Origin of the sequence: Halobacteroides halobius DSM 5150, from assembly GCF_000328625.1 — a bacterium.
Lineage (GTDB): Bacteria > Bacillota > Halanaerobiia > Halobacteroidales > Halobacteroidaceae > Halobacteroides > Halobacteroides halobius.
The window spans coordinates 495,153-515,062 of sequence record NC_019978.1; the positions used below are offsets into that span (position 1 = coordinate 495,153).

Below are 19,910 nucleotides of genomic sequence, written 5' to 3' on the forward strand. Positions count from 1 at the left end.
TAGGTTTAAATTGAGTAAAAGCAAAAAAGGTTTAATTAATTCATTATGGGAAAAGTTAGGGTTAGGCAATTCTCAAGTAGTTTCTTTTACATCTTTAAATCCAAAAGCATTTAAGCAAAATAAAGTAGAGTTTAGCACTGATATAAAATTAAACGTTAACCTAATAACCAGTTCAGATGATATATTAAATCTACCAAAGTGCCATCAAAACCTAATCACATCAGATATTAATTATAATAATTTCTTTTTGATTTATGTTTCTTTAAATGAGGCTAAAAGAATAGGATCAGAGATAAAAATAGAAGAAATCATAATTGAAGATGAAGAAGTTATAGTTGAAGTACTTGTTTATTCAGCAACTAACCAATTATCTTTAGGGATGATTAATTCTCCTTATGATCTAGTCAAAATAAATAGATCCCAACTAATGCTTACAGATGATTTAGAATTTAAGTTTATTGATTATCAAGGCCAACTAATAACACAGTTAACATTATAGTAATTTTAATACGATAAATTATAGCAATTATTTATAGTAGAGAGGAGCTAGGGAATTGAATATTAGATTTAGTATGATAATAGTTTTAGCTATGATGATAGTTTTCGTTTCTATCCCTGCTGAAGCTCAGGCAGAAGAGATTAAGTTAGTAATTGATAGCCAAAATGTAGAGAGTAAATTATTGATTGTTGATGGGAGGTCATTAGTCTCTGCTCAAATTTTAAAGGAGAAATTTGGAGAAAAGTTAGTTTGGAAAAAGGGTAGAAAAGAATTACAAGTAAATAGTGGGTATTGGCGAGCTTCTTTTCAAGTAGGAAGTAGAATTGCTGAGGTTAATTCTAGTATTCTTCCTCTAGAGTCTAGGATAAGATTAATAAATGATGATGTAATGATTCCACTAAGATTCTTAACTAAAATGTACGGGGGAGAGCTAGAGTGGGATGGGAGTACTAAAACAATTTATTATTATTCAAATCGAGTGTCTGATATAAGTACTAAAAGTTCAGTTAATAGTTCTCAAGTAGTAATTAATACTGATTATCAGGTAAAATATGAACTTAATTTATATCATCGACCGCAAAGATTAGTGCTAGATCTATATAATGTTAGTTTAGCAGAAGTAAAATCTAAAGTTGAGGTTAATAATAACATTATTAGGCAGATTAGAGTTAGTCAATTTAAGCTTAATCCAGCTGTGGTTAGAGTAGTAGTAGATATTAATCAAATGAGTAATTATCAAATTAAAAGAAATTCTTTAGGACTAGTTTTAAAAATAAACCAGGATACTCAAGTAGTAACTTCGTCTATTATTAGCCGTAAGCCAAAGTTAAAAAAGCCTAAACTAAAGCTAAGAACTAAAAAGATAGTGATTGATCCGGGCCATGGAGGGTTTGATCCTGGAGCAATTGGCCCATCTGGTGTCCAAGAAAAGACAGTTAATTATCAGATTGCTAAATCTGTAAATAAATTATTAAAGCAAGCAGGCTTTAGAACTAAAATGACACGGAGAAGTGATAAGTTTTATTCTCTTGCAAAGCGGGCCAATCAAGCTAATAGGTGGTCAGCTGATTTGTTTGTTAGTATTCATTCTAATTCAAACTCTAAACCATGGATTAATGGAACAGCTACTTATGCTCACTGGTATGCTTCAAAATCTAATTGGGCTTTAGCTTGGTATGTACAAAGTGAATTAGTTGAAAGGATTAAACTTGAGAGTAATGGACTAAAAGCAGCTAATTTTGCTGTGTTAAGAGAGACAAATATGCCAGCAATTTTAGTAGAGACTGCCTTTTTATCTAATCCTCGTGAAGAGCGTTTGTTAAATAGTGATGATTTCCAACAAAAAGCAGCAGCAGGAATTGTAGCAGGAATAAAAAAATATTTTGCTAAAGAAGATTAAAAAGAAGGATATCAACCAATTAAGAAGAAATTAAATAATATAACTAATGTAATATAGTAAATTGTAAGAGATCTTCCAGTTTAGGAGGCTATTATGATGCCGAAGAGATTATTAATGGGAATATTGGTTTTAGTTTTAATTTGTAGTTTTTCTAATTCTTTATATGCTGCAGATGATATTAAATTGTTAGTTAATAATAAAAAAATTACTAATAGTTTAGACTATCAGATTGTAGACCAAAATATTTTAATCCCTCTAAGGACTTTATCTAATGCATTATCAATAAAGCTTAAATGGTTTAACTTAATTAAAACATTGCGCTTAGAGACAGAGGATAAAGTTATCAAATTTAGATTAGGAGATAGAAATTTACAAGTTAATAATAAGTTAATTAAGATGCCTGTAGCCCCTAAAGAAAAAGATGGAAGATTAATGGTCCCACTTAAATCCTTAGGGGAGGTATTAGGATTAGTTATTGAGTCTAACCCTCAACAAAGAATTGTTAATATATTTGAGGTGCAGGGCAGATTAAAAGAAATTAAGTATCAAAAGACTAATAATTATAAAGCGATAGCAATTAATATTAGTCAAAAGGTAGGTCATAAAGTTAGTGTTTTAAAAGATCCTAGACGAATTGTCCTTGATCTAAAAACAACTAGACTAATTAAAAAAATAAATAATATTAAGGTTGATAATAAATTAATTAAGCAAGTGCGAGTAGCTCAATTTAACGGTAATACTGTAAGAGTAGTAGTAGATTTAGCTAGTAAAGTTGATTATAAATTAGTTAGCAAGAAGCTTAATCAATCATATCAATATTTAATTAAATTGAGTCCTTTGATTACAGATATAAAGTATGAAGCAACTGGATTGAAAATAAATGCAACAGCTGATATCAGGATGAAAGAACCAGTTTATTTATCTAATCCACGGCGAATTGTGGTTGATTTAAAGAATGCTGTTTTTACTCAGAGTAAAAAGAAGTTAAAAATAAATAATCCCTTATTTAAAGAAATTAGAGTTAGTCAATATCAAACAAATCCTAATAATATAGTACGGGTCGTATTTGAGGCTAAGAAAAATTTAGAGTTAAGAGGTATTCAAAAGCAAAGTTCATTGGTAATAAGTCCAATAGTAGCTAAATTAGAAAAAGTAGTTTATAACTCTGATAAAAGCAATCAAGTATTATTTGAACTAAGTACACAAGTAAAGCCTGATATTGTGCCCTTAAAAAAGGGAGATAGGTTAGTTTTTGATTTTTTTAATACTACTAATGAATTCCAAAAGGAAGATTTGAAAATTGATAGTCGATTAATTAAAGAAATTAGGATTTCTCAATTTAATCAGTATATCACGCGGGCTGTGATTGACTTATCAGAGTTAGTCTCCTACCAAATTGATTGGGAAGGGAATCAATTACAATTAAATTTGATGAATAAGTTACAAGAAATTAAAGTAAATGATATGAAAGCAAGAACAAAAGTAGATATATCATTATTAACACCTGGAGAATATGATATTTATCAATTACCAAATCCTAAACGTTTAGTAATTGATATTCCTAATGCTATTGTGGATAAGAAGAAACTTAAATTGATTAATAATTCAGATATAGTAAGTGATATAAGATTTAGCCAATATTCTGTTACTCCGTATAGTGTAAGGGTAGTATTAGATTTAAAAGATGATATTAATCTGCAAGTTAAATCTCCTGATAGAACAAAACATATTGTGATTAATACTATGACTAATAATTTAGCGGGCAAGATTATTGTAGTTGATCCCGGTCATGGAGGATATGATCCAGGTGCTTTGGGCTCATTTTTACGTGAAAAGAATATTACATTAGATATTGGTTTAAAATTAGAAGATATCTTGGAAGCTGCTGGAGCAAAAGTGGTTATGACTAGAAAGACTGATCAATTTATTAGTTTAGAAGAAAGGGCCAAGTTAGCCAACAAATTAAATGCTGATATATTTGTTAGTATCCATATTAATTCCCATTATACTAAGGATGCATTTGGGACTGAAATTTTTATTCGTGAAGATTACTCAGATAATTCATTGGTGTTGGCTCACTTTATTCAAGATGAGTTAGTTAATGAAATAAACACCTTTAATCGTGGAAGAAAAGAAGGAAATTTATATGTATTAGAGCATACTAAAATGCCAGCTGTATTAAGTGAGATTGCTTTTATTAGCAATCCTGAAGAAGAAGAGTTATTAAGTCGAAATCAGTTTAGATCTAATGTTGCAGTTGGTCTTTATAAGGGAATAAGTAAATATTTTAGGTTTTTAGAGGAGGAATCCTGATGTTAGATTTAACAGATAAGAATATATATATTGTGCTGATTATAATTGTAGTATTATTGTTAATTTTATTATATCCCAAGTTTTTAGCTAGTAAAAAAGTTAAAGTTTATTTTGGGGATCAACAGGCACAATATCTAGTATCTAAAATTAGAGAGGTAGAACTTGATGATTTATATATAAATTCAATTAAGGAGCTAATTAAAGGACCCCAAAGTAAGGAATTAATGAAGACTATTCCTTCTCAAACTAAATTACTTAATATAAAAGTAGAAGATGGGTTAGCTAGAGTTAATTTTAGTCGAGAATTAATTGATAACCACTGGGGTGGAACCGCTGGTGAAATGATAACGGTATATTCCATTGTTAATACTTTAGCTCAATTTAAAGAGATAAATCGAGTCCGGATATTAGTAAATGGTAAACAGATTAAAACCTTAGTAGGACATCTTGATTTAACACATCCTTTAAAATTTAAAGCAAAATTGGTTAAATAAGTGAGGCGGGTGCTGCCTCGCTTTTTATTTGGTGAAATTAGCAATAATTAAAGTTGAATTAATATAAAATAAATAATAAAATAGTAGTATTATTAAATTTAGATAGGATGGTGACCATGGAGCAAGATAAACCAATTGTTTTATTTGATTCGGGGGTCGGTGGTTTAACAATTGCTAAAGAAATAATTAATCAATTTCCTCAAGAGAAAATTATTTATTTTGGAGATACGGCACATTTACCTTATGGGGAGCGAGAACAAGAGGAAGTAGAAGAATTTGTTCTTAAGATTATAGATTATTTTGTGAATTTAGGGGCTAAAATGGTGATTATTGCTTGTAACACTGCTACTGCAGCAGGTTTAGAATTAGCTAGAGATAATTTTTCTCTACCTATTATTGGCCCAATTGATGCTGGGGTTGAAAAGGCTATCGCTGGAACTAAAAACAAGAAGATAGGTGTAATTGCTACTGAAGGAACAGTAGATAGTGGTGCTTATCAAGAAGCAATTAAGCAAGCAAATAGTGAAGTTGAAGTATTTGTACAGGCTTGTCCTAAGTTTGTTCCATTAGTTGAAGCAGGAGAGTTATATAGTCAACAAGTTAGGGAAATTGCTCAAGATTATTTAGCACCTTTACAAGAGGAAGAGGTTGATACTTTATTATTAGGTTGTACTCACTTTCCTTATTTAAGTAAAATTATTAAGGAGATTATGGGCCAAGAAGTTACATTAATTTATCCGGGTCAAAGTATTGCTTTAAAGGCTAGAGAGATATTAGTGGATAAAGATTTAATGGTTTCATCTTCTAGTGGTGAGGCTAAGTTTTACGTCAGTGATTTAGATAAATTATCTAAGAAATTTGTTAAGATAGGGGCTAAGTTTTTAAATTTTGATCAATTGAACTTTTCTGAACTTGATTTATGGGAAAAATAAGATATTATATTTTTGTTAAAGTGTCGCTTTTTAAAGCGGCATTTTTTAATGGAAAGGTACAATGACTAATATATTTTTCATTAATCAGGAAAATATATATATGCCTAAGCAGGAATTAGGTTTATTGCCCGGAATAATAAGAAATAAAGTATTAGATTTAATGCCAGTGGTAGAGATAGAAGAGGTAGAGTATAAGCGAGATAATGAAATTTTTGCAATTTTAAATCAAGAGTTTAAAGGACGAGTTTATAAAGTGAAATAATATTGATATAAAGCTTCACTTTTAATTTACAATTGACAATTGACAATTAGAACCCCTTAAAACCTTTCTAAATCAAGGGATTACACGGTTTTGATTTTTAATTGTAAATTGTTCATTGTCCATTGTCAATTGCTCTTTATATCAATTAAGTGTCAATCTAAAATTAATTGTTTATATGAAAATAAATTATTAAAGAAAATATAATTAAGGTAGTAAGGAGAGATATTTGATGGATCAAGATAGAATTGAGAAATCAATTAGTAATATTTTAGAAGCTATAGGAGAAGATCCACAACGTGAGGGATTAGAAAAAACCCCCAAGCGGGTAGCTAAGATGTATCAAGAGATATTTTTAGGGGTTAATAAAGAACCTAGTGAAGCTCTTGATGTATTTGTTGAAGATGAAGCGAATGATTTAGTATTAGTTAGAGATATAACCTTCTATTCTCTTTGTGAACATCATTTAATACCTTTTTTTGGGAAGGTTCATCTAGCTTATAAACCTCAAGGTGGTAGAGTAACTGGTTTTTCCAAGTTAACTAAGTTGGTTGAGACAGTGGCTAAACGACCTCAATTACAAGAAAGAATGACTAAGATAATTGCTGATACAATGATGGAGATTTTAGAACCCCAAGGAGTATATGTAATAGTAGAAGCCCAACAGTTATGTATGACGATGCGAGGAGTAGAACAGACTGAAACTGAAACTATTACTTCGGCTAGTAGAGGAATTTTTAAGGAAGATAGTGGGGCTAAAAATGAGGTTATTAATCTTATTTATAGAGGGAGGACTAGATAATGTTTAATTATGGTAAGCGAACTTATATTATGGGGATTTTAAATGTTACGCCAGATAGTTTTTCAGATGGTGGCAATTTTTTTGATGTAAATTCTGCTTTAGAGCAGGCAGAACAAATGGTTGAAGCTGGAGCAGATATTATTGATATTGGAGGAGAATCTACTAGGCCAGGAGCCAACAAGGTCACTGCTACAGAGGAGTTGGCCCGGATTACTCCAGTATTAAAAAAATTAGTAGCTAATCTTAAGGTACCTATTTCTGTTGATACTTATAAAGCTGATGTGGCTAAAGAGGTTCTAAATTTAGGAGCAGATATAATTAATGATGTACGAGGTTTACAAGGAGATAGTAATTTAGCAAAAGTTGTAGCTGATTATAATGTGCCAGTTGTAATTATGCATAATGCAAGATTGTATGATAAAGAAGGAGATATAATAGATTGTGTCAAGGCATTTTTAACCGAAAGTATTAAGATAGCTAAAGAAGCAGGGATTAAAGATGAAAATATTATTTTAGATCCAGGAATAGGTTTTGGAATTAGCTCAAAGGAAAGCATGGAAATTATGAATCGGTTAGCAGAGTTAAAAGAGTTAGGTTATCCAATTTTACTGGGGACTTCTCGTAAATCGATGATTGGTGATATATTAGATCTGCCAGCTAAAGAAAGAGTTAATGGTACAGTAGCTACAACAGTAATGGGAATTATGCAAGGTGTTGATCTAGTTAGAGTTCACGATGTAAAGGAAAATTTAGAAGCTGCTAAGGTAACAGATGCAATATATAGGTGAGTATTAGTACTTAGTCTAACTCACACTCTACTATAAAGAGAGGAATTAGTTATGGATAAGATAATACTAGATGGATTATCATTTTATGGTTATCATGGTGCTTTAGAAGAAGAAAATGAATTAGGGCAAAAATTTATTATTGATCTGGAGTTAAAATGTGATCTTAAAGAAGCAGGTAGTACTGATCAACTTAAAAAGTCAGTAAATTACGCCCAAGTCTATCAATTAGTAGCAGATATCTGTCAGAATCAACAATATAAATTATTAGAAGCATTAGCTGAGAATATAGCTAAAAATATATTACAAGATTTTTATTTAGTAGAAGAGATTTTAGTTAAAGTTAAAAAACCTGAAGCACCGATTAAAGGCATTTTTAATTATGTGGCAGTTGAGATAGAGCGAAGTAGATCTTAAGGGGCGATAGAAATGAAGGATGTTTATTTAGGTTTAGGAACTAATAAAGGAGATAGAGAAGCTAATTTAAAGCAGGCTATAGAATTAATCAATAATTTCAATAACTCAGAACTTAAAGAAATATCAGCTGTATACGAGACTGAACCTTGGGGATATACCCAACAAGATGATTTTTTGAATTTATGTGTTAGAGTACAGACAAAATTGGGCCCGCATGAATTATTGACAAAATGTCAACAGGTGGAAAAAGAGTTGAAACGAGAACGAAAGATTAAATGGGGGCCAAGGACAATTGATGTTGATATTTTAGTCTATGATGATTTAAAGTTAAATGATGAAGAATTAATTCTACCTCATCCTAGAATGCAAGAACGAGCTTTTGTTCTAGTACCATTGAGTGATTTAAATAATAACTTAATTATAAAAGGGAAAAGCATTAAAGAATGGTTATCAATAATTAAAGTAGTTGGTTTAAAAGAGTATAATAGTAAAATTATTGAATCAATCAAGGATAAATAGAAACTTATGGGCCAAATGCTCATAAGTTTTATTTTTAGCTAATATATCTAGTAAAGATTAATTTAGGAGAAAATTATAAAAACTATTGACAAGTCTTAGATTAGTTGTTATTATAATTACAGAAACTAATTGAAAATGATTTTCAGTTTTATATAGTAGAGGGGGAGTAAGATGTCTGTTTTAATTGTAGGTGGCGATAAATTAGGTAAAATACCAGAGAGACTAAGTAAATGTGGATTTAGTTGTATTAAACATGTTTCAGGACGGAAGTGTCAAAATTGTAGAGTTGACCAGAGGACAGATATGGTTTTGGTACTAACAGATTATGTAGGGCATAATTTATGTGAAGTGGTTAAATCTAAGGCTAAAGAAAAAGAAATTCCTGTTTTATTCTCTAGACGGTCTTGGTCTAATATTTATAAAAAGTTAAATTTTTGTGGATTTTTAAACTAAAGTAGCATCAAATTAATTGTAGTTTATTTTTTGTAATAAGTTGATAATGAGTTTCATATTCTAATAAACAGAAGGGAGAGATAAGAATGGAGAAAGCAATTGTTGTATTTGGTTCAACAATGGGTAATACAGAGGACTTAGCTAGAAAAGTAGCAGATTCATTAGCTGTCAATTATGAAGTTGTGAATAAAAATGTGACTAATACAGAGGTTGAAGAGTTAGAGGATTATGATGTAATAGTATTTGGTTCATCAACTTGGGGTGCTGGAGAGCTACAAGACGATTTTCTTCCGTTTGCTAATTCTTTATCTCAGGCAGATATTGACTTATCAGGTAAGAAAGGAGCAGTATTTGGCCCGGGAGATACTGGTTATGGAGAAATGTTTTGTCAAGCAGTAGATACTTTAGAAGGTCAGTTAGAAGAATTAGGAATAAATCTTGTTGTTGAAGGATTTAAATGGGATGGAAGTATAACTTCAGAGGCTATAGCAGAAGTTGATAAGTGGGCCCAAGAAATATAACATAGAATATTTATTTTGCAATCTATTGATAATGAGTTTCAAAATATTTGATTAGGGGGGATAAATATGACTTTAGCAGATGTTAAACGGGGAGATAAATTTCAGGTTACTTTCATTCCAGACCAAGAGATTCGAGCTCAATCATTAAGGTTTGGGATTTCAGAAGGGGCCAAGGTATCTTGCGTTGAAAAAGTGCCAGGAGGACCAGTTATTGTTCAAAGAAATTTGCAGGAGATTGCAGTAGGTAGAAAATTAGCTAAAAAAATAGAGGTTAAATAAGAGGAGGAGTTTAAAAATGGATTGTTGTGATATTAGTCATCAGGTTGATATACCAGCTGGTGCTAATAAGATAGTATTAGCCGGGAATCCGAATGTAGGTAAGTCAATTTTCTTTAATTCATTTACAGGAGTTTATGTAGATGTATCAAATTATCCAGGAACAACTTTGGAGATTAGTTCAGGTAAGTATGGTGATGATGTTGTGTTAGATACACCGGGGGTTTATGGAGTATCTTCTTTTAATGATGAAGAAAGGTTAGCCCGGGATGTAATTGCCTCGGCTGATGTAGTTGTTAATATTGTAGATGCTGTTCATCTAGAACGAGATTTATTTTTAACCCAACAGATTATTGATATGGGTATTCCAGTAGTTGTAGCTCTAAATATGATGGATGAAGCCAAGAAGCAAGGTCTAGAGATTAATATTAATCAGTTAAGTGCAGAATTGGGAGTACCAGTAATTCCAACAGTAGCTCCTAAAGGTGAAGGATTAGATGAAGTAAAACAGGCAGTAAAAAGAGCTAAAGTTGGAAATAGTAGTTTAGGCTTTGAATCAGAATTAGCAGCAACTCGAGAGAAAGTAACTAACAGAAGAGAAGCTTTATTAGTGTTAGAAGGTGACCCTAATGTTGCTGCTAAAAATAGAGTAGAGCCATTAAATTATCAAGAAAAAATCTATAAGGAAAGAAGAAAACGGGTTAATGAATTAACAGAAGAAGTAGTTAGTCAAACAAGTGAAGGAAGTAGCTTTAAGACTAAATTAGGTCGAATGATGGTTAGGCCTTTAACAGGAGTTTCAATGTTAATAGCAGTTTTATATGCCTTATATCAGTTTGTAGGAGTTTTTATAGCTCAAACTGTAGTTGGAATTACAGAAGGACAGATTTTTGATGGAACGTACGAACCTTTTATTGAAGACTTAGTTGGTGGCTTGGTATCTCAGACATCCTTTATTGGCCAATTATTAATTGGAGAATTTGGTGTATTGACTATGGCTGTTACATATACTTTTGGTTTACTACTGCCATTAGTTATCGGATTTTATTTATTTTTAGCTATACTAGAGGATTCAGGCTATTTACCGCGAATTGCAGCTTTAGTTGATAGAGTATTAACTTCTTTAGGATTAAATGGTCGGGCTGTTATTCCAATGTTATTAGGTTTTGGTTGTGTGACAATGGCAACAATAACTACTCGATTATTAGGTTCTAAGCGAGAAAGGATTATTGCTGTATTCTTATTAGGTTTAGCAATACCTTGCTCAGCCCAGTTAGGAGTTATTACTGGTTTGATTGCTCCATTAGGATTTAAATATTTTATGATTTATGTAGGAACTATTTTAGCTGTTTATGTACTAGCAGGAACTTTCTTAAATCGAGTTATGCCAGGCGAATCAACAGACTTATTAATTGATTTACCACCGCTTAGAATGCCTAAAATGAGTAATGTATTACAAAAGACATATATTAAGTCTAAATCATTTATCAGAGAAGCAGGGCCAATCTTTGTGTTAGGATCAGTATTGATTACTATCATGCATTATTTTGGTTGGTTAACAGCTATTCAAAATACAGTAGCACCAATTACTGTTGGTTGGCTAGAATTACCTAAAGAAGCAGCGACAGCTTTCATTATGGGGATAGTAAGACGTGACTTTGGAGCAGCTGGTTTAAATGGTTTAAGTATGACTGCAGCTCAGACTACAATTTCTTTAATTACAATTACTTTATTTGTACCATGTAGTGCAGCAATGATGATTATGGTTAAAGAGCGAAGTTGGAAAGAATCTATAGCAATTTGGTTTGGTAGTTGGTTTACTGCCTTTATTGTAGGTGGTTTGGTAGCACAATTGATATAAGTGTCAGTGGAGAAGTGAGTGGGAGTAGATTTAAAGCTGCTCGTAATCGTTTTGGTTACTATAAAGTCTATAAAAAGAGTGATTGATTATGAAGATAAATCTTAAGAACTTAAAAACTATATTGGCAGCAAATAATTATCAGTTGACTTTTCAGCGCAAGTTGATTTTACAATTATTTTTAAATACTAAAGAAAAACATCTTAGTGCAGAAGATATTTATAATAGTATAAAAGATGAGCATCCGTCTATTGGGTTATCAACTATTTATCGTACTTTGGATACTTTTTTAAATTCAGGAATAATTAAAGAGTTAGACTTTGATACTAAATGTCGGTGTTATGAACTAAAAGATGAAGGAGTTTCTCATCATTATCATTTGATTTGTATTAAATGTAATAAGATAGTAGAAACTAATGGAAAGATGATAGATAGAATGAAGTTATGTGTAAAAAATAAATATAATTTTAAAGTATTAGATCATAAAATTAAAATTCATGGTTACTGTGAAGAATGTTCCTGATTTAGTAATATTGTATAAGCTAACGAACTTTATAGCTTGCTAACTGATTATGGTTTTCATTCATATTTTTAATATTTTATTGATACATCAAAAGAAATGTGCTAGTATATAAATAGTAAAAATATGACTTACATAATTACTATTAAATGAGGTGAAATAAATGGCTTATACAATTACTGATGCTTGTATTTCTTGTGGAGTTTGTGCAGGTACTTGCCCAGTTGATGCAATTTCTGAAGGAGATTCTAAATATGACATTTCTGATGATTGTATTGATTGTGGAGCTTGTGCTAGTTCTTGCCCAACGGACGCAATTGAAGAGTAATTTAATTGTCAGCTCTCAGGTTAATTCCTGAGGGCTTATTTTTTTTATAATATTGACTTTTTAAATCGAATGTATTATAATGTACTTAAATAAAATGAGAATGGTTTTTATTTTTACATAATGATGATAAAGATTATCAATTATAAGTATAAGGAGAAGGAGGAATAAATATGACTTTGGCAGATGTTAAACGAGGAGATAAATTTCAGATTGCTTCCATTCCAGACCAAGGGATTCGAGCGCAGACATTAAGATTTGGGATTTCAGAGGGGGCCAAGGTATCTTGTGTTGAAAAAGTACCTGGAGGACCAGTTATTGTACAAAGAAATTTACAAGAAATTGCAGTAGGAAGAAAGTTAGCTAAAAGAATAGAGGTTCAGTAAATAAGGAGGATTTAGAAATGGATTGTTGTGATATAAGTCATCAAATAGATATTCCAGCTGATGCTGATAAGATAGTCTTAGCCGGGAATCCAAATGTAGGTAAGTCAATTTTCTTTAGTTCTTTTACGGGGGTTTATGTTGATGTTTCAAATTACCCTGGTACAACGTTAGATATTAGTTCAGGTAAATATGGGGATGATGTAGTATTAGATACACCAGGAGTTTATGGAGTATCTTCTTTTAATGATGAAGAACGAGTAGCGCGAGATGTAATTGCCTCGGCTGATGTAGTAGTTAATATTGTAGATGCTGTTCATCTAGAACGAGATTTATTTTTAACCCAACAGATTATTGATATGGGTATTCCAGTAGTTGTAGCTCTAAATATGATGGATGAAGCTAAGAGACGAGGACTAGAGATTAATATTAATCAGTTAAGTGCAGAATTGGGAGTACCAGTAATTCCAACAGTAGCTCCTAAAGGTAAAGGATTAGATGAAGTAAAAGAAGCAGTTAAAAGAGCTAAAGTTGGCAATAGTAGTTTAGAGTTAGAATCAGAATTAGCTGCTACTGAAGAGAAAGTAACTAATAGAAGAGAAGCTTTATTGGTGTTAGAAGGTGATCCTAATGTTGCTGCCAAAAATAAAGTAGATCCTTTAGAGTATCAAGAAAGAATCTATAAAGACAGAAGAAAACGGGTTAATGAATTAACAGAAGAAGTAGTTAGTCAAACAAGTGAAGGAAGTAGCTTTAAGACTAAATTAGGTCGAATGATGGTTAGACCACTGACTGGAGTACCTATGTTATTAGCTGTTCTATATGCTTTATATCAACTTGTAGGGGTTTTTATTGCTCAAACTGTAGTTGGTATTACAGAAGGAAAGATATTTGATGGAATGTATGAACCTTTTATTGAGAATGTCGTTGGTAATTTGGTTTCTCATACATCCTTTATTGGTCAATTATTAATTGGTGAGTTTGGTGTATTGACTATGGCTGTTACATATACTTTTGGCTTATTACTTCCATTAGTTATAGGGTTTTATTTATTCTTATCTATACTAGAGGATTCAGGTTATTTACCACGGATTGCCGCTTTAGTCGATCGTATGTTAACAGCTTTAGGGTTAAATGGTCGAGCTGTTATTCCTATGTTATTAGGTTTTGGTTGTGTAACGATGGCCACAATTACTACCCGATTATTAGGTTCTAAGCGAGAGCGGATTATAGCTGTTTTCTTATTAGGTTTAGCAATACCTTGTTCAGCTCAGTTAGGAGTTATTGCTGGTTTAATTGCACCATTAGGATTTAAATATTTTATGATTTATGTCGGTACTATCTTGGCAGTTTATGTGTTGGCAGGTACTTTCTTAAATCGAGTTATGCCTGGAGAATCAACTGATTTATTAATTGATTTACCACCACTTAGAATACCAAAAATGAGTAATGTATTACAAAAGACATATATTAAGTCTAAATCATTTATTAAAGAAGCTGGGCCAATCTTTGTGTTAGGATCAGTAGTGATTACTATAATGCAGTATTTTGGGTGGTTAACAGCTATTCAAAATGCAGTAGCACCAATTACTGTTGGTTGGTTACAATTACCTAAAGAAGCAGCGACAGCTTTTATTATGGGGATAGTAAGACGTGACTTTGGAGCAGCTGGTTTAACTGGTTTAAGTATGACAGCAGCTCAAACAACAGTTTCTTTAATTACAATTACTTTATTTGTACCATGTATTGCAGCAATGATGATTATGGTTAAAGAAAGAAATTGGAAAGAATCTATAGCAATTTGGTTTGGTAGTTGGATTACAGCTTTTACTGTAGGTGGTATAGTAGCACAACTGATATAAGAAGTAGGTGAAAAAATGGAGTGTAATACTAGTAAACAGGTTAGAACCTGTTCTCAGTGTGGTTATGAAGTTACAGATCCTGAAAAAATAAGGTGTCCTCGTTGTTTTAAGATATTATTAAAGAAGTGTTCAGAGTGTGATAAATGTAGTTTATGATAGGAAAGGCCAACTTTTTTAGGTTGGCCTTTTTTGATATATAGTTTAACTTTTAGATTGCTGAGAGAGGATTTCTCACTAGATAAATTCCTCAAAATTCGTCTAAGCTTACTTCCATAAAAATAAGGTTAAGCTAATCAAAATAGATGATTAGCTAACCCAAACCTTATTTTTATTCCAGTTCACTAAGACTCATTAATGAAAAATTCATGAGTCGTTGCGAAACCCTCTCCAGCAATTACTAAAGGTATTGTGGGGCTTTTGGACTGTCTTATAGTTTTTGTTCATATGCTTTGAATGAAAGGTAAAATAGATATGAATAAGCAAATCTATGATTTGGTTTATCTAATTTTACCTGGAATGAAATGAACAAAAACTATTTAAGGAAAAAGCCACACAATGCCTCATTGAGAAGTGCCACTATATATCAATGTTGTGTCATTAATTACCTCTTTTTTTCTCAACTAGTATAAGTTAAAATTAATATAGTATCTAATATTAAAAGAGGTGGAAAGATGAAACGAGCTACACTAATAATTACTATACTAATTCTATTATTGAATACGACTACTATTTTAGCAGCACCAGGATTTGAGATGGGTTTTAATCGCTTGCAGTCAAAGTATCAATTGAATGATTCTTTTAGTGAGAGAATGGTACTTAAGGAATTAATAGGTGGAGTAAATTTAGATTCTGGCTTATCTTTACAGGCTAGTTATACCTTTGGTGATTATGATAATTATCTAGATGCTAATTTAAAAGAGGTTAACTTAAAACTAACTAAGGATTTTTTATTTTCGCCAGAAAAGAAGTTAGCTTTAGGTATAGCAGGGAACTATTCAAACTTTACTACTAGTATATTTAGTCAAAAGTTATTTAATATTGAGAGCCAAGGACTTGATTTAGTAGTAGATCTAGAAAAGAGATTAACAGAAAGAATTGGCTTATTTGCTAATGGAGGGTATAATTTAGCTGGAAGGTATCAAATTGATTCTCCCCTCTTAAATAATAATCTCGAACAATTAACTAATTATGAAATAAACAGTGATTATTATTTACAGACTGGGTTTAAGTTTAAGTTGGCCCCTCAATTAAAATTCAGATTTGGTTATAAGATAAGTCGAGAGAATATCAAAAATAAAGATTTCAATAATTTAAAAATTGATGCTTATAATTTATCAGAGGTAAATATCTTAAAACAGGGGATTTTCTTTGGAGCAGAGACTAAGTTTTAGTAGTTAGTGGCCTGGGGGCCACTTTTTTTATTGTATAAAAATTTCTGAAATCAATAAAATTGTTGTTATTATAGTTGACTAATTATACAATAAATTAGTAAGAGACTAAATAATGTGATAGGAGGAAAAAGAATGGTTGAAACTATTAAGCGAGGGTTTAAGAAAGCATTAGATAGTTATTTAGCATTAGTAAAAATAATTATTCCAGTTTATATATTAGTTACTTTTATTAAGTATACTGGTGGAATTAATTATTTGGCTCAGATTTTTAAGCCAATGATGAAGTTAGTTGGTTTACCTGGAGAAGCGGTATTAGCTTTACTAACAGGTTACTTACTAAATATTTATGGTGCACTTGCAGTTATAGCTAGCTTAGATTTAACTGTTCGAGAGATAACTATTTTAGGGACTATGTTAGGAATTGCTCATAGTTTAATTATTGAAGCCGCTGTGATTAAAAAGATAAATGGTAGATTGATTGCTTTAATTAGTCTAAGGGTTATTTTATCTATAGTAGCAGGGTTTATTTTAAATTTATTATTATAGGAGGTTTTAATATGGAATGGTCTCTCTTTTTTTCGGAAGTAGTGTGGGGAAGTTGGTCGATGTTAAAGAAGATTGCTTTAATTATTTTTCCATTATTAATAGGAGTTGAAGTAGCTGATGAAATAGGAATTTTAGATAGATTGGCCCAATTGTTCAATCCGATTTTAAAGTATTTTAAGTTACCTAAAGAGGCAAGTATCCCTTTGTTAGTAGCTCAGATTTTTGGTTTAACTTATGGCGCAGGGGTTATTTTGCGTAGTGTTGAGGAAGATCAATTAAGTGCTAGTGATTTAATGACGTTGGCTATCTTTTTAGTAATTTGTCATGCTGCTATAGAAGATACTCTATTATTTGCTGCTTTAGGGGCCAATGGCTTGATCATATTAGGAATGCGAGTAGTTTTAGCAATTGTAATCACTTATTTATATGCTAAGTATTTTGTGGAAAAAGATCAATTAGAAATTGAGAAATTAAGAGAAGTTGATTGTTGCTAATAGTATTTAAAGAAGGGAGTAGAGGATGATTAAGCGACGTTTAAAAGCTGATTTAGCTTTATTAATGGTGGTTTTAATTTGGGGTAGTACTTTTGCGATTATGAAAGGGATATTTAATACAATAACTCCTGTTTATTTCTTAACATTAAGGTTTGGGGTTGCTACTTTAATACTAGTTATTATTTTTCACAAGAGATTAAGTAGCCTTGATTTTGCCACATTAAAAGCAGGTTTAGTAGCTGGATTATTTTTATTTGGAGGTTATGCTTTTCAGGTAACAGGATTAGAGTTAACTACTGCCTCTAGTGCTGGATTTATTACTGGTTTATCAGTGGTGTTAGTTCCTTTATTTTCAGCTTTATTTTTTAGGAAAGTTCCCCCATTTATGACGTGGCTAGGGGTTATATTAGCTACTTTAGGGTTGGGGTTGCTATCTTTTGAGGGACAATTATTATTTAATTTAGGAGATTTTTTGGTTCTTTTATGCGCTTGTTCATTAGCGTTACATATTTTATTAGTTGATAGATATGTGCAAGAAAAAGATGCAGTTTTATTAGCTATTGTACAGATTGCTACTGTAGCTTTATTAAGTAGTATGTGGGTTGGATTTAAGGGTAGTTATCAGTCTGTATCTAGTTTTGAGGTGTGGAGTAGTATAATTTATATGGGAGCTTTAGCTACTGCTGTAGCTTTTCTAATCCAAAACAAAGCCCAAACCTTTACTACTCCAACTAGAACGGCAATTATTTTTTCTTTAGAACCTATCTTTGGAGCTTTATTTGCCTATTTATATTTAGGAGAAGTGATTTCATTACAAGGCTATTTAGGAGGGAGTCTGATAGTTTTAGGGATGTTATTAGCTGAAGTAAAGTTTAAAAAAATTAAAGAGGTAGTTGGAATGGAGGGTTTAAAATGAGAGAAGTTGATTTAAGAAGTGACACGGTTACAAGACCGACAGCTAAGATGAGAGAAGTTATGGCTAAAGCGAAAGTAGGAGATGATGTTTATAGAGAAGACCCAACAGTTAACAAATTAGAAGAAAAAGCAGCTCAAGCTCTAGGGAAAGAAGCAGCTTTATTTGTTCCTAGTGGAACTATGGGGAATCTATTAGCTGTAATGACCCATACCCAACCTGGAGATGAGATTATTTTGGGAGAGAATAGCCATATATTTTGTTATGAGGTAGGTGGATTGGCTAAATTAGCTGGAGTTCAAGCTAAGACTCTTGCTGATAGTAGTGGAATTTTCAGTCCTAAAGCTATGCAAGAAGCCATTAGAGATGATAATATTCATTATCCGAGGACAGGATTAATTTGTGTAGAGAACACTCATAATCGAGCTGGAGGAGTTGCAGTCTCTAAAGTTAAATTAGACGATATCTGTAATTTAGCTATTAAGAATAACTTACCAGTTCATTTAGATGGTGCTCGGCTATTTAATGCAGCTGCTGAATTAGAGATAGATGTTAAGAGTTTAGTTAAAAATGTTGATTCAGTCATGTTTTGTATCTCTAAAGGATTAGCAGCACCAGTTGGTTCTCTTCTAGTTGGGTCCAAAGAGTTTATTATGCAAGCTCGTAAAAATAGAAAGATGTTAGGAGGAGGCATGAGACAGGCTGGTATGCTAGCAGCAGCAGGATTAGTAGCTTTAGAGGAGATGACTAACAGAATTGATGATGACCATAACTTAGCTAATAAATTTGCTAAGTTAGTTAAAGGATTAGATTCAGAAATGATTAGGGTGAGGAATGTAAATACTAATTTTGTAATTTTAGAGGTGACTGATGATATTAAAGGGTTGATAACACAGCTAGCTGATAGAGGAGTTAAGATTAGCCAGTTTGGCCCTGGTTTACTTAGAGCTGTAATCCATAAGGATATTTCTAATGAAGATATTAATTATGTAGTTAATCAATTAGTAGATGTGGAGGGGAAATTTAATGAATAAGCAACTGACAGGATTATTTGGTTATCCAGTTGAACATTCTTTATCTCCAGCAATGCATAATGCGGCATTTAAGGAGTTAGGACTTAATTCGACATATCTACCTTTTGCTGTCAAACCAGACAATTTAAAAGAAGCAGTTAGAGGAATTAAGGCTTTGAATATTAAAGGAGTCAATCTAACGATCCCCCATAAACAAAAGGTGATTTCTTATCTGGATCAACTTTCAAATGAAGCTAAGTTGATTGGAGCAGTCAATACTATTGAGAATCAAGAGGGTAAACTAATTGGTCATAATACAGATGGTAGAGGGTATATTAGAGCATTACAAGAAGAAGCGAAGTTTAACCCATCAGGAAAGAAAGTATTAGTTATTGGTGCAGGTGGTGCTGCTAGAGCTGTTGCTTTTCAACTTAGTTTAGAGGGGATTAATGAATTATACATTGCTAATCGAACTATAGAGAAAGCAAAAGGACTGGTTAAAGATATTAAAACTAAGGTTAGTTTAAATCAAGTGCAACCATTACCTTTATCAGATAACAAATTAGCAGATATAATTAAAAAGTTAGATTTAATAATTGATACTACCCCTGTAGGGATGCATCCTCAAACTGATGTAGAACCAGTAATTAGTGCTAAACTGCTTCATTCAAATTTATTAGTCTCTGATTTAGTTTATAATCCCCAAGAAACGGTTTTATTGCAAGAAGCTAAAAAGGTAGGAGCAGAAACTTTGAGTGGTTTAGGGATGCTTCTCTACCAAGGAGTAATAGCTTTTGAAATTTGGACAGGAAAGAAAGCTCCTAAAAAAGTAATGAGACGAGCATTAGAGGAAGGGTTAAAAAATAATATTTAATTTTTTATTTATAACTTTTGTAGAGAATAGTAAGTAGAAATAAGTCAGGGGGTATAGCCTCT

General features: G+C 31.8%; 25 protein-coding genes. All 25 read left to right on the forward strand.

Annotated elements, in window-relative coordinates:
* Positions 1-10 precede the first annotated feature (10 nt).
* Positions 11-499 (forward strand): hypothetical protein, encoded by a 489-nt coding sequence (locus HALHA_RS02435; RefSeq protein WP_015326192.1) that lies wholly within the window; start codon positions 11-13, stop codon positions 497-499.
* Between the two features lie 55 nt (positions 500-554).
* Positions 555-1,898 (forward strand): N-acetylmuramoyl-L-alanine amidase family protein, encoded by a 1,344-nt coding sequence (locus HALHA_RS02440; RefSeq protein ID WP_015326193.1) that lies wholly within the window; start codon positions 555-557, stop codon positions 1,896-1,898.
* A 96-nt stretch (positions 1,899-1,994) separates the two neighbouring features.
* The gene (locus tag HALHA_RS12945) at positions 1,995-4,211 is read left to right on the forward strand and encodes an N-acetylmuramoyl-L-alanine amidase family protein (RefSeq protein WP_052326454.1); all 2,217 of its coding nucleotides are present in this window, start codon (positions 1,995-1,997) and stop codon (positions 4,209-4,211) included.
* Entirely contained in the window at positions 4,211-4,705 is a 495-nt protein-coding gene (locus HALHA_RS02450) for a GerMN domain-containing protein (protein ID WP_015326195.1), read from the forward strand. Before HALHA_RS12945 ends, HALHA_RS02450 begins: the two co-directional genes overlap by 1 nt.
* Before the next feature lie 116 nt (positions 4,706-4,821).
* A complete protein-coding gene (murI, locus tag HALHA_RS02455; RefSeq protein ID WP_015326196.1) occupies positions 4,822-5,637 on the forward strand; it encodes a glutamate racemase in 816 nt (271 codons plus the stop codon).
* A 61-nt stretch (positions 5,638-5,698) separates the two neighbouring features.
* Entirely contained in the window at positions 5,699-5,899 is a 201-nt protein-coding gene (locus HALHA_RS13425) for a hypothetical protein (RefSeq protein ID WP_156801203.1), read from the forward strand.
* 229 nt (positions 5,900-6,128) lie between these two features.
* A complete protein-coding gene (gene folE / locus HALHA_RS02460) occupies positions 6,129-6,698 on the forward strand; it encodes a GTP cyclohydrolase I FolE (RefSeq protein WP_015326197.1) in 570 nt (189 codons plus the stop codon).
* Positions 6,698-7,486: a dihydropteroate synthase gene (folP, locus tag HALHA_RS02465; RefSeq protein ID WP_015326198.1), complete on the forward strand. Its 789-nt coding sequence runs from the start codon at positions 6,698-6,700 to the stop codon at positions 7,484-7,486. The genes folE and folP overlap by 1 nt, the downstream gene beginning before the upstream one ends.
* 51 nt (positions 7,487-7,537) lie before the next feature.
* On the forward strand, positions 7,538-7,900 hold the full coding sequence (folB, locus tag HALHA_RS02470) for a dihydroneopterin aldolase (protein ID WP_015326199.1): 363 nt from the start codon (positions 7,538-7,540) through the stop codon (positions 7,898-7,900).
* A gap of 12 nt (positions 7,901-7,912) precedes the next feature.
* Positions 7,913-8,419 carry a 2-amino-4-hydroxy-6-hydroxymethyldihydropteridine diphosphokinase gene (gene folK / locus HALHA_RS02475; protein WP_015326200.1) on the forward strand — a complete coding sequence of 169 codons (507 nt, stop codon included), beginning with the start codon at positions 7,913-7,915 and terminating at the stop codon, positions 8,417-8,419.
* A gap of 171 nt (positions 8,420-8,590) precedes the next feature.
* Positions 8,591-8,872 (forward strand): DUF2325 domain-containing protein, encoded by a 282-nt coding sequence (locus HALHA_RS02480; protein ID WP_015326201.1) that lies wholly within the window; start codon positions 8,591-8,593, stop codon positions 8,870-8,872.
* An 86-nt stretch (positions 8,873-8,958) separates the two neighbouring features.
* Positions 8,959-9,393, forward strand: coding sequence for a flavodoxin domain-containing protein (locus HALHA_RS02485; RefSeq protein WP_015326202.1), 435 nt, complete (start codon positions 8,959-8,961; stop codon positions 9,391-9,393).
* Positions 9,394-9,459: 66 nt separating this feature from the next.
* Positions 9,460-9,672 carry a FeoA family protein gene (locus HALHA_RS02490; RefSeq protein WP_015326203.1) on the forward strand — a complete coding sequence of 71 codons (213 nt, stop codon included), beginning with the start codon at positions 9,460-9,462 and terminating at the stop codon, positions 9,670-9,672.
* 16 nt (positions 9,673-9,688) lie between these two features.
* Entirely contained in the window at positions 9,689-11,530 is a 1,842-nt protein-coding gene (feoB, locus tag HALHA_RS02495) for a ferrous iron transport protein B (protein ID WP_015326204.1), read from the forward strand.
* Positions 11,531-11,618: 88 nt separating this feature from the next.
* Positions 11,619-12,050: a Fur family transcriptional regulator gene (locus tag HALHA_RS02500; protein WP_015326205.1), complete on the forward strand. Its 432-nt coding sequence runs from the start codon at positions 11,619-11,621 to the stop codon at positions 12,048-12,050.
* Positions 12,051-12,210: 160 nt separating this feature from the next.
* The gene (locus tag HALHA_RS02505) at positions 12,211-12,375 is read left to right on the forward strand and encodes a DUF362 domain-containing protein (RefSeq protein ID WP_015326206.1); all 165 of its coding nucleotides are present in this window, start codon (positions 12,211-12,213) and stop codon (positions 12,373-12,375) included.
* A gap of 170 nt (positions 12,376-12,545) precedes the next feature.
* The gene (locus tag HALHA_RS02510) at positions 12,546-12,758 is read left to right on the forward strand and encodes a FeoA family protein (RefSeq protein WP_015326207.1); all 213 of its coding nucleotides are present in this window, start codon (positions 12,546-12,548) and stop codon (positions 12,756-12,758) included.
* A 17-nt stretch (positions 12,759-12,775) separates the two neighbouring features.
* Positions 12,776-14,617, forward strand: a complete 1,842-nt coding sequence (gene feoB / locus HALHA_RS02515) for a ferrous iron transport protein B (RefSeq protein WP_015326208.1) — start codon at positions 12,776-12,778, stop codon at positions 14,615-14,617.
* A 15-nt stretch (positions 14,618-14,632) separates the two neighbouring features.
* Entirely contained in the window at positions 14,633-14,773 is a 141-nt protein-coding gene (locus HALHA_RS13540; RefSeq protein ID WP_015326209.1) for a hypothetical protein, read from the forward strand.
* 515 nt (positions 14,774-15,288) lie between these two features.
* On the forward strand, positions 15,289-16,008 hold the full coding sequence (locus HALHA_RS02520; RefSeq protein WP_015326210.1) for a hypothetical protein: 720 nt from the start codon (positions 15,289-15,291) through the stop codon (positions 16,006-16,008).
* A gap of 132 nt (positions 16,009-16,140) precedes the next feature.
* Positions 16,141-16,554 (forward strand): nucleoside recognition domain-containing protein, encoded by a 414-nt coding sequence (locus HALHA_RS02525; RefSeq protein ID WP_015326211.1) that lies wholly within the window; start codon positions 16,141-16,143, stop codon positions 16,552-16,554.
* 59 nt (positions 16,555-16,613) lie between these two features.
* Positions 16,614-17,048 carry a nucleoside recognition domain-containing protein gene (locus HALHA_RS02530; protein ID WP_245547378.1) on the forward strand — a complete coding sequence of 145 codons (435 nt, stop codon included), beginning with the start codon at positions 16,614-16,616 and terminating at the stop codon, positions 17,046-17,048.
* Between the two features lie 25 nt (positions 17,049-17,073).
* Entirely contained in the window at positions 17,074-17,964 is an 891-nt protein-coding gene (locus tag HALHA_RS02535) for a DMT family transporter (RefSeq protein WP_015326213.1), read from the forward strand.
* The gene (locus tag HALHA_RS02540) at positions 17,961-18,995 is read left to right on the forward strand and encodes a GntG family PLP-dependent aldolase (protein WP_015326214.1); all 1,035 of its coding nucleotides are present in this window, start codon (positions 17,961-17,963) and stop codon (positions 18,993-18,995) included. Before HALHA_RS02535 ends, HALHA_RS02540 begins: the two co-directional genes overlap by 4 nt.
* Positions 18,988-19,848 (forward strand): shikimate dehydrogenase, encoded by an 861-nt coding sequence (locus tag HALHA_RS02545; protein WP_015326215.1) that lies wholly within the window; start codon positions 18,988-18,990, stop codon positions 19,846-19,848. Before HALHA_RS02540 ends, HALHA_RS02545 begins: the two co-directional genes overlap by 8 nt.
* Positions 19,849-19,910 lie beyond the last annotated feature (62 nt).

Coding starts and splice junctions, on each gene's coding strand:
- folK (WP_015326200.1), top strand. CDS start 7,913: ATGAAGGATGTTTATTTAGGTTTAGGAACTAATAAAGGAGATAGAGAA.
- HALHA_RS02510 (WP_015326207.1), top strand. CDS start 12,546: ATGACTTTGGCAGATGTTAAACGAGGAGATAAATTTCAGATTGCTTCC.
- HALHA_RS02505 (WP_015326206.1), top strand. CDS start 12,211: ATGGCTTATACAATTACTGATGCTTGTATTTCTTGTGGAGTTTGTGCA.
- HALHA_RS02485 (WP_015326202.1), top strand. CDS start 8,959: ATGGAGAAAGCAATTGTTGTATTTGGTTCAACAATGGGTAATACAGAG.
- folB (WP_015326199.1), top strand. CDS start 7,538: ATGGATAAGATAATACTAGATGGATTATCATTTTATGGTTATCATGGT.
- murI (WP_015326196.1), top strand. CDS start 4,822: ATGGAGCAAGATAAACCAATTGTTTTATTTGATTCGGGGGTCGGTGGT.
- HALHA_RS13425 (WP_156801203.1), top strand. CDS start 5,699: ATGACTAATATATTTTTCATTAATCAGGAAAATATATATATGCCTAAG.
- HALHA_RS02480 (WP_015326201.1), top strand. CDS start 8,591: ATGTCTGTTTTAATTGTAGGTGGCGATAAATTAGGTAAAATACCAGAG.
- HALHA_RS02545 (WP_015326215.1), top strand. CDS start 18,988: ATGAATAAGCAACTGACAGGATTATTTGGTTATCCAGTTGAACATTCT.
- feoB (WP_015326204.1), top strand. CDS start 9,689: ATGGATTGTTGTGATATTAGTCATCAGGTTGATATACCAGCTGGTGCT.
- HALHA_RS13540 (WP_015326209.1), top strand. CDS start 14,633: ATGGAGTGTAATACTAGTAAACAGGTTAGAACCTGTTCTCAGTGTGGT.
- HALHA_RS02525 (WP_015326211.1), top strand. CDS start 16,141: ATGGTTGAAACTATTAAGCGAGGGTTTAAGAAAGCATTAGATAGTTAT.
- HALHA_RS02520 (WP_015326210.1), top strand. CDS start 15,289: ATGAAACGAGCTACACTAATAATTACTATACTAATTCTATTATTGAAT.
- HALHA_RS02490 (WP_015326203.1), top strand. CDS start 9,460: ATGACTTTAGCAGATGTTAAACGGGGAGATAAATTTCAGGTTACTTTC.
- HALHA_RS12945 (WP_052326454.1), top strand. CDS start 1,995: ATGCCGAAGAGATTATTAATGGGAATATTGGTTTTAGTTTTAATTTGT.
- HALHA_RS02530 (WP_245547378.1), top strand. CDS start 16,614: ATGTTAAAGAAGATTGCTTTAATTATTTTTCCATTATTAATAGGAGTT.
- HALHA_RS02540 (WP_015326214.1), top strand. CDS start 17,961: ATGAGAGAAGTTGATTTAAGAAGTGACACGGTTACAAGACCGACAGCT.
- feoB (WP_015326208.1), top strand. CDS start 12,776: ATGGATTGTTGTGATATAAGTCATCAAATAGATATTCCAGCTGATGCT.
- HALHA_RS02450 (WP_015326195.1), top strand. CDS start 4,211: ATGTTAGATTTAACAGATAAGAATATATATATTGTGCTGATTATAATT.
- HALHA_RS02500 (WP_015326205.1), top strand. CDS start 11,619: ATGAAGATAAATCTTAAGAACTTAAAAACTATATTGGCAGCAAATAAT.
- HALHA_RS02535 (WP_015326213.1), top strand. CDS start 17,074: ATGATTAAGCGACGTTTAAAAGCTGATTTAGCTTTATTAATGGTGGTT.
- folE (WP_015326197.1), top strand. CDS start 6,129: ATGGATCAAGATAGAATTGAGAAATCAATTAGTAATATTTTAGAAGCT.
- folP (WP_015326198.1), top strand. CDS start 6,698: ATGTTTAATTATGGTAAGCGAACTTATATTATGGGGATTTTAAATGTT.